Genomic DNA, 13,196 nt, shown 5'->3' with positions numbered 1-13,196 from the left:
CGCGGGGCCCGTGGTGCGGAGATGCGTAGTTGTTGCGTGGGCGCCGTACGCTCGAACGCATGAGTCTGCGTTTGAGCACTGTGATCCTCCCGGTACGGCCTTGGCACGCCGGAGGCCGTGACCAGTGGGTACGGGCCGAGCGGCTCGGGTTCCACACCGCCTACACCTACGACCACCTGTCCTGGCGGACCTTCCGGGACGGGCCGTGGTTCGGCGCCGTCCCCACTCTGACCGCGGCGGCTGCCGTCACCGACCGGCTGCGCCTGGGCACGCTCGTCACCTCACCGAATTTCCGGCACCCCGTGACGCTTGCCAAGGACCTCATGTCGCTGGACGACATCTCCGGCGGTCGTATCACCCTCGGCATCGGCGCCGGCGGAAACGGGTTCGACGCGACCGCGCTGGGCCAGGAGCCGTGGACGCCGCGAGAGCGGGCCGACCGCCTGGCCGAGTTCGTGCCGCTTCTGGACCGGCTGCTCACCGAGGGTGCAGTCACGCATCACGGCACGTTCTACTCCGCCGAGGAGGCTCGCAACATTCCGGGCTGCGTCCAGGGTCCGCGGCTGCCCTTCGCGGTCGCGGCGACCGGTCCGCGGGGCATGAAGCTCGCCGCCCGGCATGGCCAGGCCTGGGTGACCACCGGCGACCCGAAGCTGAAGGAGGACGGTACTCCGGAGCAGTCGCGGGAAGCCCTGCGTGGCCAGCTGGAGAAGCTGGACAAGGTCTTCGCCGACATCGGGCGGGACCCCGCCTCGATGGACAAGATCCTTCTCACCGGCTTCACCCCGGAAGGCGGCGCGGTACTGGATTCCGTCGACGCCTTCGTGGACTTCGCGGGCCGCCACCAGGAGCTCGGCTTCACCGAGCTGGTCATCCACGCGCCGATTCCGGACTCCGACTTCGCGGCCGACGAGACCGTCTTCGAGCGGATCGCCACCGAGGCGCTGACCCAGCTGGACGACTGAGCCGGGAAGCCGCACCTGGCCCGCTTACCGCCGTCTGCCTCCGCCGCTGATGAGTGACGGGGGCAGACGCATCGGGACACGTCTCAGGACAGCGGGCCGCGTGAATTCCGCGGCTACCGGAAGCGCAGGAACCGCGGCGGCACCGCATCGACCAGCCATACCCCGTTGGCGCTGATCCGGAAGACATGTCCGGCCGCGCGCATCGCGGCGGCGTCCACGGCGAGGACGACCGGCCGTCCGCGCCGGGCGCCGACCCGGGTGGCGGTCTCCCGGTCGGCCGACAGGTGTACGTGGTGGCGGGCCATCGGCCGCAGACCCTCGGAGCGGATCGCGTCCAGGGCGGTGGTCACGGTGCCGTGGTACAGGTACGCGGGCGGCTCGGCCTCCGGCAGGCCGAGGTCCACCGTGACGGTATGGCCCTGGCTGGCCCGGATCTTGGTGCCCTCGACGGCGAAGCGCTGTTTGTCGTTGGTTTCCACGACGTGGTCGAGTTCGGCCCGGCTGAACGGGAACCCGTGGGCCGACGCGGCGCGGATCAGGTCTTCGATCTCCACCCAGCCCTGAGGATCCAGCACCAGACCGATCCGTTCCGGCTGATGCCGCAGGTGTTTCGAGACGTATTTGGACACCTTCACGGTGCGTCTGTCGTCCATCGTCCCAGGGTGCAGCCTGGAAGCCGGTGGCAGCAGTGAATTTTCTCCGGTCCCGTGAACCGGTACGCCCTCTATCGCGTTTCCAAGATACGGAATACATTTTCCGATTAGTCGCTTCTCAGGGGGAGGAATCATGCCCATCGACGCTTCACTGCCGCGCCGCGCCGCCGCCGAACTCATCGGCACCGCGGGCCTGCTGGTGGTGGTGATCGGCTCCGGGATCCAGGCCAAGGCCCTCAGCCGTGACGCCGGTGTCGCACTCGTCGCCAACTCGCTCGCCACGGCCATCGGCCTCGGGTTGATCATCACCCTGCTCGGCCCGCTGTCCGGAGCCCACCTCAACCCGGTGGTCACCCTCACCTCCTGGTGGGCGCGGCGGTCCGGCGGCGAGGGGGTGGGCGGCCGGGACGTCCTCGTCTACACCGCCGCCCAGACGGCGGGTGCGATCGGCGGGGCCGTCCTCGCCGAGGTCATGTTCGGCCGCGTCCCGGGGACCTTGGCCACCCAGGTCCGCGACGGTGGCCACCTACTGATCGGTGAGATCGTCGCCACCGCCGGACTGGTGCTGGTCATCCAGGGCCTCGGCCGCGTCGGTCGCCCGAAGCTGATCCCGGCGGCTGTCGCCGCGTACATCGCGGCAGCGATCTGGTTCACCTCTTCGGGGTCCTTCGCCAATCCGGCCGGCACCGTCGGGCGTGCCTTCAGTGATTCGTTCACCGGGATCGCGCCGCAGTCGCTGCCCGGGTTCGTCGCCGCCCAATTGCTCGGCGGTGCCCTCGGCCTCGCGCTCGCCGGGCTGCTCTACGGCGCTCAGCGCGGAACCCGGCGCGGTGGTGCCAAGCCGGTGCTCCAGGAGGTCGCCCCCGGCCCGTCGGATAACGCCGAACCGGCCACGGCGGTGGCTGGTTTCCCCCGCTCGAACGCCTCGGAATCGCTCCCCATGTGAGACAGCGCCCGGGTTGCCCACAGGAAGGGCCGAGTTGTCCACAGCCGGTTCGGCGGGTTTTGGCGGCAAGAGCGTGATTCGCCCTGTGGACTACTGATCGAGCACTACCGGCCGCCGCCCCGGCTGGCCAGTTCGTTCATGGTCCGCGCCTGGAGCTCCCGCTCCGTGGCGGCCCGGACGAATTCCCCCACGTGTTCGGGACCCACCAGATCCTGCACCGCCCGCACCGTCTCGGCCGGCAGCGGCACCGTAGTAGGCCCCGAGGCCTGTGCCGTTCCGGCGGCGCCCAGGTGCCGCTGCAGGTGACGGGTCGCGAACAGCCGCATCGCCCGCGCGAGCTCGGCGTCCACCGTCTGCTGCGCCAAAGGGCGCAGTCTCCGTACCATCGTCGCCGCCTCCGCGGCGTCGGCGTCCGTGGGCGGGACGTGCCCCAGGTAGCGGGCGAAGACGTGCTCGGTGGTGAACTCCAGGAAGCGCGAGGCGATGTGCTCCACCTGACCGCGCAGCTCCCGCAGGTGCCCGGTGATCGCCGACAGCGGCACCCCTGCCGCGTACAGCTCGGCGGCCACCGCGAGCTCCTGTGGGGAAGGCACGAGGAACTCGTCGGGCCGCCCGGGAATCGGTTCCAGGACCCCCAGCTCGCACGCCTCCCCCACCGCCTCGTCGTCGGGCCTGCCCCCGAACCGCTCGTTGAGTTCGGCGCGGCTGATCCGCGCCGCCTCCTCATCGGTCCAGGGGCCGTGCACCTCGGCGACCAGACCGAGTACGCCGCCCAGCCCGCGCCCCGCGTCCCAGGCCTCCAGCAACTCTTTGATGGAGGCGAGGGTGTAGCCGCGGTCCAGCAGGTCGGCGATCTGACGCAGCCGCGCCAGATGGGTGTCCCGGTACACGTTGGACCGGCCGCGCCGCTCCGGCTTCGGCAACAGCCCGCGGTCCTGGTAGGCGCGGATCGTACGCACCGTCGCCCCGCTGTGATGCGCCAGATCCTCGATCCGGTACTCGGCTAGCGCCCGATCGGACAATCCCGGCTCCCTACGACATGGCGGCTCGGCCGGCCGCGCCCGCCGCGGCCCGGGCAGCCGGTGACGCCGCCAGGTGCTCGACCGCCCTGCGCAGCGAGCCCTCCTGCGAGGGATGGTACGACCGCCGCTGGTAGCCGGATACGGCCGTGCCGCGCTCTCTGTGGGCAGTCGAGCCGGTCCGGCTCACAGCCTGGGCTCCAGCTTCGCGATCCGCCGCAGGGTGCGCGGTGCGAAGCGGGACATCCACAGGGCCCCCTTGGACTCCGGAGTCACCGGCACGACGGCCTGGTTCTGCACCACGGCGAGCAGGATCGCGTCGGCGACCTTCTCCGGCGGGAAGTTGCGCAGTCCGTACAGCCGGGAGGAACGCTCCTGGCGGCGCTTCTCCTCGGCCGCGTCCACTCCGGTGAACCGGGAGGTGGCGGTGATGTTGGTGTTGACGATGCCCGGACAGATCGCCGAGACGCCGATCGACTTCGAGGCCAGCTCGGCCCGCAGGCACTCGCTCAGCATCAGGACCGCCGCCTTCGAGGTGCTGTAGGCGGGCAGGGTTTTGGAGGGCAGGTAGGCGGCGGCGGAAGCGGTGTTGACGATATGACCGCCCTGGCCGCGCTCGGCCATCTGCTTCCCGAAGATCCGGCAGCCGTGGATGACGCCCCACAGGTTGACGTCGAGGACCTTCTTCCAGTCCTCCGAGGTGGTTTCCAGGAAAGGGCCGGAGAGCCCGATGCCGGCGTTGTTGACCAGGACGTCGACGATCCCGTACTCGGTGGCGGTCCTCTCCGCCAGCTTCTCCATCGCCTGCTCGTCGCTGACGTCCACGCACTCGCCCCAGGCTTCCGGAGCGCCGACCAGGCGGGCCATGTCGGCGGTGCGCGCCGCGCCCTCACCGTCCCGGTCCACGCACACCACCCGGGCCCCGGCCTCCGCGAACGCGAACGCGGTGGCCCGCCCGATGCCGCTGGCGGCGCCGGTGACCAGCACCAGCTGTCCGCCGAACCGGTCGGCGTGCTTGCCCGGAGCCTTCCGCTCCGGCGCGCGCGTGGCGGGCTCCTCCGTGGCGGTGACGAACTCCGCGATCCACGCGGTCACCTGGTCCGGCCGGGTCCGGGGCACCCAGTGCTGCGCGGGCAGGGTCCGCCGCACGAGATCCGGAGCCCACCGTTCGAGCCCGTCGTAGAGCCGTTCCGAGAGGAACACGTCCCCGGTCGGGACGATCAGCTGGACCGGTACGTGCGCGTACGCGTCGGCGCGCGGACGGCGCATACGGGGTCGCACGTTGTCGCGGTAGAGCCAGGCACCGTGTGCCGCGTCCGAGGACAGCGAGGCGGTCGGGTAGTCGCCGGCCGGGACCTTCTCGACGCGCTCGAGCATCCCCGGCCACCGCTTGCCGAGGGGGCCGCGCCAGGCGAGCTCCGGCAGCACGGGGGTGTGCAGCATGTACACGTACCAGGACTTGCGGAACTGGTTCAGGAGTTGGGCGGCCCGCCGCGGGGTGGGCCGCGCCATCCGCTCCTTGACCCAGTGCCCGAAGTGGTCGAGGGAAGGCCCCGACATGGAGGTGAAGGAGGCGATCCGGCCCTCGGTGCGGGCGACCGTCGCGAACTCCCAGCCCTGGACCGAGCCCCAGTCGTGGCCGACCAAGTGCACCGGCCGGTCCGGACTGACCGCGTCCGCCACAGCCAGGAAGTCGTCCGTGAGCTTCTCCAGGGTGAAGCCGCCGCGCAGCGGAACCGGAGCCGAGGAGTGCCCGTGGCCCCGTACGTCGTACAGCACGACATGGAAGCGCGTGGCCAGCCGCGCGGCGACCTCCGACCAGACCTCCTTGCTGTCGGGGTAACCGTGCACCAGCACCACGGTCGGCCGGCCCGTCTCACCGAGTTCGACGACGCACAGATCGACGCCGCCGGTGCGCACCCGGCGCTCGCGCGAGCCCGCGAGACCTGCTCCGTTCATGCCGCTCATGCCGCGTTCTCCTCAGCCCAGCGCCGCACGTGCGGCAGATCGTCGTCCAGCCAGAAGGCGCTCTCCTCGGGATCCCGGGAGTCGGTGACGACCAGGATCTCCTCGAATTTCGCGCCGGTTCCCCGGAAGCCCAGGTGCGGCTCCACCGCCCACAGTCCGGGCTGTGGCGGGTGGTCGGAGAAGTGGTACGGGCTCCACAGCGGCGACCAGCCCTCACGATGCCCGTGCAGGGCGTCGCTCGCCAGGCCCTTGAGGGACTGGGTGCCGAACCCGAAGGCGGTCGGTGACCAGCGCCGCTCCTTGACCCGGTCCATCTTGTGCGCGATCACGCCGAAGGGGTAGGCGCGGTGCCGGTTCGTGTAGCCCTGGCGGGTCATGAGCCGCTCGACGTTCTCGTATATCTCGCGCAGCGGGCGTCGCTCGCGCACCTGTTCCAAGATCAGCTCTCGATGGGGTCGCAGATCGGACATCAGGCGGTCCTGCACGGGGTTGAGTCCGAGGCTGCCCGAGTAGCCGATGTCGGCCGCGTACCCCTTGTAGACCGGAGCCATGTCGAGGATGAACGGCATCCCCGGCTCCAGCTGCCGGTTCGTGGGGAAGAACTGGAGGGGGATCTTGAAGTTCACGAAGGCGGTGCGGTCCCCGAACCAGGCGAACGGCATGTGGAACCAGTCCCGCACCCCGCGCTCGCGCAGCCATTCACGCTGCATGCGCGCCGCCTCCCGCTCGGTCACCCCGGCGCGCAGCTGCGCCGCGACCGCCTCGGCGCACTCGTAGGCGAGGCGCTGCACCTCCTGGAATCCGCGCAGCTCGGTGGAACGCGCGGTGAGCGGCGGACCTGCGGTGCCGTGCATCGTGAGTTGCGTGGTGTCCCCAGCCATGTCAGCCGTCCGTCCGTATAGCCGTACGCGTCCGTAACTTGACACTGATGAATGTGACAATGACCGGAGGGCACGTCAAGGGCCGTGCACAGACCTGTGGATAAAGTTCGTCGCCCCGCAGGATCGCCTCCGGACCGATCCCCCCGCGTAAGCCTTCTGTCAGGGTCCGTAGTCCTCAAGGCGGAGACGGGATCCCGCTCCAGGTCTGACGATCGGGGCGCTCCGCGCCACTAACGTCGGGGCCGTGACTGTCATCGCGACCGAAAGCCTGAGCAAGCGGTACCCCCGAGTGACCGCGCTCGACCGGCTCTCCCTGGACATCGGGCCCGGCGTTACCGGCCTGGTGGGTGCCAACGGAGCCGGCAAGTCCACGCTGATCAAAATTCTGCTGGGACTGTCCCCCGCCACCGAGGGCCGCGCCGCCGTACTCGGACTCGACGTCGCCACGCACGGCAGCGCCATCCGCGAACGCGTCGGCTACATGCCCGAACACGACTGTCTCCCCCCCGACGTCTCGGCCACCGAGTTCGTCGTGCACATGGCACGCATGTCGGGGCTGCCACCGACCGCCGCCCGCGAGCGGACCGCCGACACGCTGCGCCACGTGGGGCTCTACGAGGAGCGCTACCGCCCCATCGGCGGCTACTCCACGGGCATGAAGCAGCGGGTGAAGCTGGCCCAGGCGCTCGTCCACGACCCCCAGCTGGTCCTCCTGGACGAGCCGACCAACGGCCTGGACCCGGTCGGCCGCGACGAGATGCTCGGCCTCATCCGTCGTGTCCACACCGACTTCGGCATCTCGGTCCTCGTCACCTCCCACCTCCTGGGGGAACTGGAGCGGACCTGCGACCACGTCGTCGTGGTCGACGGCGGCAAGCTGTTGCGCTCCAGTTCCACCAGCGACTTCACGCAGAACACCACGACGCTGGCGGTGGAGGTCACCGACTCCGACGCCCACCCGGACGGCAGCGCCGCCCTGCGCAAGGCGCTCACCGAGGCGGGCCTCACCCTGCACGCGGCCGACGAACAGGGTCTGCCAGGAGCGGGCCACATCCTCCTCGTCGAGGCGACGGGCGAGGAGACGTACGACCAGGTCCGCGACACCGTCGCCGATCTCGGTATCGGGCTGGTCCGCATGGAGCAGCGCCGCCACCACATCGCGGAGGTCTTCCGCGACAACGGCCAGAGCGAAACCCACCAGCAGAAGGGAGCCGGTTCCGATGGCGCCTGACACCTCGACCCAGATCCACAACATCGGTTACCGGTCCTACGACGGCCCCCGGCTCGGGCGCGCCTACGCCCGCAAGTCGCTGTTCTCGCAGTCCCTGCGCGGCGCCTACGGGCTCGGCCGGTCCGCCAAGTCCAAAGTGCTGCCGATGATCCTCTTCGCGGTGATGTGCGTTCCCGCGCTGATCCTCGTCGCCGTCGCCATCGCGGTACCGGGCTCCACCGACCTTCCGATCAAGTACACGACGTACGCCCTGACCACGCAGGTGGTGATCGGCCTGTACCTCGCCTCCCAGGCGCCACAGTCCGTCTCCCGGGACCTGCGCTTCAAGACGGTGCCGCTCTACTTCTCGCGTCCCATCGAGCGCGTCGACTACGTCGTGGCGAAGTACGCGGCCATGGCGTCGGCATTGTTCATCCTCACCGCCACCCCTTTGTTGATCATGTACGTGGGCTCGCTGCTGGCGAAGTTCGACTTCGGGGACCAGACCAAGGGATTCGGGCAGGGACTGGTGTCCGTACTGCTGCTGTCGCTGCTGTTCGCCGGTGTGGGCCTGGTCATGGCCGCTCTGACGCCGCGCCGCGGGTTCGGTGTCGCCGCCATCATCGCCGTGCTCCTGATCCCCTTCGGCGCGGTGACCGCCGTACAGGGCATCGCCTACAACACCGGCTCCGCCGGTGCCGTCGAGTGGATGGGCCTGTTCTCCCCGATCACCCTGATCGACGGCTTCCAGACGGCCTTCCTCGGTGCGACCTCCGCCTTCCCCGGCGGTGAGGGCCCCGGCCCCGGTGCCGGCGCCGTCTACCTGCTCGTCATCCTCGCCCTCATCGCCGGCTCCTACGCCGCCCTGATGGCCCGCTACCGGAAGGCCGGGCTGTGACCATCATCGACATCGACCACACCTCCCGCTGGTTCGGGAACGTCGTCGCCGTCAACGACGTGACCATGCGCATCGGTCCGGGCGTCACCGGACTGCTCGGCCCCAACGGTGCCGGGAAGTCCACCCTCATCAACATGATGGGCGGCTTCCTCGCGCCCTCCACGGGCAGCGTCACCCTCGACGGCACGCCGATCTGGCGCAACGAGCAGGTCTACAAGCAGGTCGGCGTGGTGCCCGAGCGCGAGGCCATGTACGACTTCCTGACCGGTCGCGAGTTCGTCGTCGCCAACGCCGAACTTCACGGGCTCGACGACGCGGCCGCTCAGCGGGCGCTCGCCACCGTCGAGATGGAGTATGCCCAGGACCGCAAGATCTCCACGTACTCCAAGGGCATGCGCCAGCGCGTGAAGATGGCCTCCGCCCTCGTCCACGAGCCGTCCGTGCTCCTCCTCGACGAGCCGTTCAACGGCATGGACCCGCGCCAGCGCATGCAGCTGATGGAACTGCTGCGGCGCATGGGAGACGAAGGCCGCACGGTGCTGTTCTCCTCCCACATCCTGGAGGAGGTCGAGCAGCTCGCGTCGCACATCGAGGTGGTCGTCGCGGGCCGGCACGCCGCCTCCGGTGACTTCCGCAAAATCCGTCGCCTGATGACGGACCGCCCGCACCGCTACCTCATCCGCTCCTCCGACGACCGGGCGCTCGCGGCGGCCCTCATCGCCGACCCGTCCACCGCCGGCATCGAGGTCGACCTCAAGGAAGGCGCCTTGCGCATCCAGGCCGTCGACTTCGGCCGTTTCACCGAGCTGCTGCCGCGCGTCGCCCGCGCGTCCGGCATCCGGCTGCTGACGGTCTCCCCCTCCGACGAGTCCCTCGAGTCGGTCTTCTCCTACCTCGTCACGGCCTGAGGAGCTGGCTTTCATGTACAACCCCACCGTTGCCCGGCTCACTTACCGTGCTCTGCTCGGCCGGCGGCGCGCGCTGATCCTCTTCGCGCTGCCCGCACTGCTGATCCTCATCTCCGTCGCCGTACGCGCCCTCACCGGCGTGGACGACAAGGTCGCATCCGACCTGCTCGGCGGCTTCGCCCTCGCGACGATGGTCCCGCTGATCGGAGTCATCGCAGGAACCGGTGCCATCGGCCCCGAGATCGATGACGGCTCGATCGTCTACCTGCTCTCCAAGCCGGTGAAGCGACCGACGATCATCATGACCAAGCTGATCGTGGCGATCGCCGTCACCATGGCGTTCTCCGCGATCCCTACGCTGATCGCCGGTTTCATCCTCAACGGCAACGGCCAGCAGATCGCCGTCGCCTACACCGTTGCCTCCCTGGTCGCCTCGATCGCCTACAGCGCGCTGTTCCTGCTGCTGGGCACGGTCAGCCGGCACGCGGTCGTCTTCGGCCTGGTCTACGCCCTGATCTGGGAGTCGCTCTTCGGCAGTCTGGTCTCCGGTGCGAAGACGCTCAGCGTGCAGCAGTGGTCCCTGTCCCTGGCGGAGAAGATCGCCGGAGAAGGCTATGTCGACGCCACCGTGGCGCTGCCGACAGCCGCGGTCCTGCTCGTCGTGGTCACCGTCGGGGCCACCGTCTACGCCGGCCAGAAGCTGCGCAGGCTGACCCTGGCCGGCGAGGAATAGCCCTCTTCCCGCATCCCGTCCCCTTGTGCCCCGCCCGGCCCACCGGCCAGGCGGGGCACGAGTGCGCCGGGCATCATCGGGGCATGACGCCCCACCCCGAGGCCGAGCCGTCCAGGCCCTTGTGGTCCTGGATACGTTCCTCGCCCGGTACGCACATCTGGCTGCTGATCATCGCCGTCACCAGCGTCATCGTCGTGGTCGCGCCCGACCGTCTGGAGCACGTCCTGCTCCACCGCAACAGCAGCAATATCCACGAGCTCACACGACACCCGGTAAGGGCGCTGGTATCCAGCGCCTTCTGGATCGAAAACCCGGCCTCGCTCGCCCAGTACGCCGTGCTCTTCGAGGTTTTCCACGCCCCGGTCGAGCGCTGGCTCGGCACGCTCCGCTGGCTGGTGATCGTGGCGACTGCCCACATCACCGCCACCTTGATCAGCCAGAGGGTGGTCCTCATGGCCATCCAGGACCACCGGGCCCCGCGCAGCATGGTCCATGTCGTCGACATCGGCGTGAGTTACGGGCTCGCGGCCGCCGCGGGAGTCCTCACGTACCGGCTGCCCGGTCCGTGGAGATGGCTCTACCTCGCCGGAATCGTCGCCTTCTTCGGGATCCCGCTCGTCACCGGCGGCACCTTCACCGACCTCGGGCACGCGATCTCGCTCGCCGTCGGCCTCCTCGCCTGGCCGCTGACCCGTCATCCGCACGGGATCGCGTCGCGGCCGGCCATGCATGTTTCACGTGAAACATGACTCCGGGCCCAGGAGAAAATCACTGGTATGCGGCATGTGGGCGGGGCAGAGTGAGGCGTGCGGGGAGTAACAAAAGGTCCGGAACAGCCACTTCGAGCGCGTCTCAGGACGCGGGCTGTTCCGGATCTTTCCCCGTTCAGGTTCGGGCAGGACCTTGGCGCACCGCCGTCAGGCAGCGCCCAACAAGCGTTCCAGGACCACGGCGATCCCGTCGTCCTGGTTGGACGTCGTGACCTCATCGGCCACGGCCCTCAGTTCCGGATGGGCGTTGGCCATCGCCACGCCGTGCGCAGCCCAGGCGAACATAGGGATGTCGTTGGGCATGTCACCGAAAGCGATGGTATCCGCGGCCTTCACGCCCAGGCGGCGTGCGGCCAGCGAGAGTCCGGTGGCCTTCGTCAGCCCCAGGGGCAGTATTTCGACTATTCCGGGACCGGCCATGACGATGTCGACCAGGTTGCCCACGATCTCCCGGGACGTCTTGACGAGCGTGTCGTCGTCCATGCCGGGGTGCTGGATGTACAGCTTGTTCAGCGGGGCGCTCCACACGGCGGAGGTGTCCTCCAGGTAGAGGGCCGGCAGGCCTTCCTGTACCTGGTAACCGGGCCCGAACAGCACCTCGCCGTCCACCCCGTCCCGGCTGGCCGCGAGGGCCAGCGGACCCACCTCGGCCTCGATCTTGGAGAGCGCCAGCCCCGCGAGCTGCCGGTCCAGGGTGACCGAGGTCAGCAGGCGGTGCGCGCCCGCGTCGTACACCTGGGCGCCTTGCCCGCACACGGCGATCCCCTTGTAGCCGAGATCGTCCAGTACGCCCCGGGTCCAGGGCACGGCCCGCCCGGTGACGATGATGTGCGCCGCGCCCGCCGCGGTGACCGCGGCGAGCGCTTCACGGGTGCGTTCCGAGACGGTGTCGTCGCTGCGGAGCAGAGTGCCGTCGAGGTCGGTGGCGACGAGCTTGTACGGGAACGGGGCCGGGCTCACTTGGCGATCGGCTCCAGGACTTCACGACCGCCCAGGTAGGGACGGAGCACCGGGGGCACCCGGACGGAACCGTCGGCCTGCTGGTGGTTCTCCAGGATGGCCACGATCGTGCGCGGAACCGCACACAGGGTGCCGTTGAGCGTGGACAGGGGCTGGGTCTTCTTGCCGTCGCGGTAGCGGATCGACAGGCGGCGGGCCTGGAACCCGTCACAGTTCGAGGCGGAGGTCAGCTCGCGGTACTTGCCCTGCGTCGGGATCCAGGCCTCGCAGTCGAACTTGCGGGATGCCGAGGCGCCCAGGTCGCCGGTTGCGACGTCGATCACCTGGAAGGGGAGTTCGAGGCTGGTCAGCCACTGCTTCTCCCACTCCAGGAGCCGCTTGTGCTCGGCCTCGGCCTCCTCCGGCGCGACGTACGAGAACATCTCGACCTTGTCGAACTGGTGGACGCGGAAGATTCCGCGGGTGTCCTTGCCGTACGTGCCCGCCTCGCGGCGGAAGCACGGCGAGAAGCCGGCGTAGCGCAGCGGCAGCTTGTCCGCGTCGATGATCTCGTCCATGTGGTAGGCGGCGAGCGGGACCTCGGAGGTGCCGACCAGGTAGTAGTCGTCCTTCTCCAGGTGGTAGACGTTCTCCGCCGCCTGACCGAGGAACCCGGTGCCCTCCATGGCGCGAGGACGGACCAGCGCGGGGGTCAGCATCGGGATGAAGCCGGCCTCGGTGGCCTGTGCGATCGCCGCGTTGACCAGGGCCAGCTCCAGCAGGGCGCCGACGCCGGTGAGGTAGTAGAAGCGGGATCCCGACACCTTCGCGCCGCGCTCGACGTCGATCGCGCCGAGGGACTCGCCGAGTTCGAGGTGGTCCTTGGGCTCGAAGCCCTCTGCTCCGAAATCACGGATCGTGCCGTGCGTCTCCAGCACGGTGAAGTCCTCTTCGCCGCCGACCGGCACGTCGCTGTGGACGATGTTGCCGAGCTGGAGGAGAAGCTGCTTGGCCGCCTCGTCCGCCTCGTTCTGCTCGGCCTCGGCGGCCTTGACGTCGGCCTTGAGCTGTTCGGCCTTCGTCAGCAGCTCCGCCCGCTCCTCCGGAGAGGCCTTGGGGATCAGCTTGCCGAGCGACTTCTGCTCATTGCGCAGTTCGTCGAAGCGCATGCCGGAGGACCTGCGGCGCTCGTCGGCGGAGAGCAGTGCGTCGACGAGGGCGACGTCCTCTCCACGGGCGCGCTGCGAGGCGCGGACACGGTCAGGGTCTTCACGGAGCAGCCGGAGGTCAATCACCCCTCCAGGCT

At 69.5% G+C, this 13,196-nt stretch carries 13 protein-coding genes and 1 pseudogene; 7 read left to right on the top strand and 7 right to left on the bottom strand.

Translation table 11 applies throughout. The features are described 5' to 3' along the window. Nucleotides 1–59: 59 nt before the first annotated feature. Entirely contained in the window at nt 60–965 is a 906-nt protein-coding gene (locus IE207_RS19550; protein WP_190185536.1) for an LLM class flavin-dependent oxidoreductase, read from the top strand. 113 nt (nt 966–1,078) lie between these two features. Here the strand turns inward: IE207_RS19550 and IE207_RS19545 are convergent, their stop codons facing one another. Continuing rightward, the gene (locus IE207_RS19545; RefSeq protein ID WP_190185535.1) at nt 1,079–1,618 is read right to left on the bottom strand and encodes an RNA 2'-phosphotransferase; all 540 of its coding nucleotides are present in this window, start codon (nt 1,616–1,618) and stop codon (nt 1,079–1,081) included. Between the two features lie 133 nt (nt 1,619–1,751). On the opposite strand from IE207_RS19545, the gene IE207_RS19540 reads away from it, so the two are divergent. Further along, on the top strand, nt 1,752–2,564 hold the full coding sequence (locus IE207_RS19540) for an aquaporin (protein ID WP_190185534.1): 813 nt from the start codon (nt 1,752–1,754) through the stop codon (nt 2,562–2,564). A gap of 104 nt (nt 2,565–2,668) precedes the next feature. On the opposite strand, the gene IE207_RS19535 is transcribed toward IE207_RS19540, so the two are convergent. The 4 genes and pseudogenes from IE207_RS19535 to IE207_RS19525 form a co-directional block, all read right to left on the bottom strand. Then, nucleotides 2,669–3,586 carry a MerR family transcriptional regulator gene (locus IE207_RS19535; protein ID WP_190185533.1) on the bottom strand — a complete coding sequence of 306 codons (918 nt, stop codon included), beginning with the start codon at nt 3,584–3,586 and terminating at the stop codon, nt 2,669–2,671. A 10-nt stretch (nt 3,587–3,596) separates the two neighbouring features. Then, a pseudogene (locus tag IE207_RS33235) lies at nt 3,597–3,746 on the bottom strand (metal-dependent hydrolase); the annotation flags it as partial. A 23-nt stretch (nt 3,747–3,769) separates the two neighbouring features. After that, on the bottom strand, nt 3,770–5,542 hold the full coding sequence (locus tag IE207_RS19530; RefSeq protein ID WP_190185685.1) for an SDR family oxidoreductase: 1,773 nt from the start codon (nt 5,540–5,542) through the stop codon (nt 3,770–3,772). Nucleotides 5,543–5,547: 5 nt separating this feature from the next. Continuing rightward, nucleotides 5,548–6,405 (bottom strand): M24 family metallopeptidase, encoded by an 858-nt coding sequence (locus IE207_RS19525; RefSeq protein WP_190185684.1) that lies wholly within the window; start codon nt 6,403–6,405, stop codon nt 5,548–5,550. Between the two features lie 271 nt (nt 6,406–6,676). On the opposite strand from IE207_RS19525, the gene IE207_RS19520 reads away from it, so the two are divergent. The 5 genes from IE207_RS19520 to IE207_RS19500 all read left to right on the top strand — a co-directional run bounded on the left by IE207_RS19520 (nt 6,677) and on the right by IE207_RS19500 (nt 10,930). Continuing rightward, the gene (locus IE207_RS19520) at nt 6,677–7,663 is read left to right on the top strand and encodes an ABC transporter ATP-binding protein (protein WP_190185532.1); all 987 of its coding nucleotides are present in this window, start codon (nt 6,677–6,679) and stop codon (nt 7,661–7,663) included. Further along, nucleotides 7,653–8,540: an ABC transporter permease gene (locus tag IE207_RS19515; RefSeq protein ID WP_190185531.1), complete on the top strand. Its 888-nt coding sequence runs from the start codon at nt 7,653–7,655 to the stop codon at nt 8,538–8,540. Before IE207_RS19520 ends, IE207_RS19515 begins: the two co-directional genes overlap by 11 nt. Then, nucleotides 8,537–9,448, top strand: a complete 912-nt coding sequence (locus IE207_RS19510; protein ID WP_190185530.1) for an ABC transporter ATP-binding protein — start codon at nt 8,537–8,539, stop codon at nt 9,446–9,448. Before IE207_RS19515 ends, IE207_RS19510 begins: the two co-directional genes overlap by 4 nt. Before the next feature lie 13 nt (nt 9,449–9,461). Further along, entirely contained in the window at nt 9,462–10,181 is a 720-nt protein-coding gene (locus tag IE207_RS19505; RefSeq protein ID WP_190185529.1) for an ABC transporter permease, read from the top strand. A gap of 83 nt (nt 10,182–10,264) precedes the next feature. After that, nucleotides 10,265–10,930 carry a rhomboid-like protein gene (locus IE207_RS19500; protein ID WP_190185528.1) on the top strand — a complete coding sequence of 222 codons (666 nt, stop codon included), beginning with the start codon at nt 10,265–10,267 and terminating at the stop codon, nt 10,928–10,930. A gap of 168 nt (nt 10,931–11,098) precedes the next feature. Here IE207_RS19500 and IE207_RS19495 read toward each other — a convergent pair whose 3' ends face one another. Continuing rightward, entirely contained in the window at nt 11,099–11,911 is an 813-nt protein-coding gene (locus IE207_RS19495; protein ID WP_190185527.1) for an HAD family hydrolase, read from the bottom strand. Then, nucleotides 11,908–13,185, bottom strand: a complete 1,278-nt coding sequence (serS, locus tag IE207_RS19490; RefSeq protein ID WP_190185526.1) for a serine--tRNA ligase — start codon at nt 13,183–13,185, stop codon at nt 11,908–11,910. Before serS ends, IE207_RS19495 begins: the two co-directional genes overlap by 4 nt. Nucleotides 13,186–13,196 lie beyond the last annotated feature (11 nt).

The organism is Streptomyces cirratus (assembly GCF_014650775.1).
Taxonomy (GTDB): domain Bacteria; phylum Actinomycetota; class Actinomycetes; order Streptomycetales; family Streptomycetaceae; genus Streptomyces; species Streptomyces cirratus.
The sequence above is the reverse complement of the archived record's forward strand: the minus strand, read 5'-3'. Positions and strand labels throughout refer to the sequence as shown.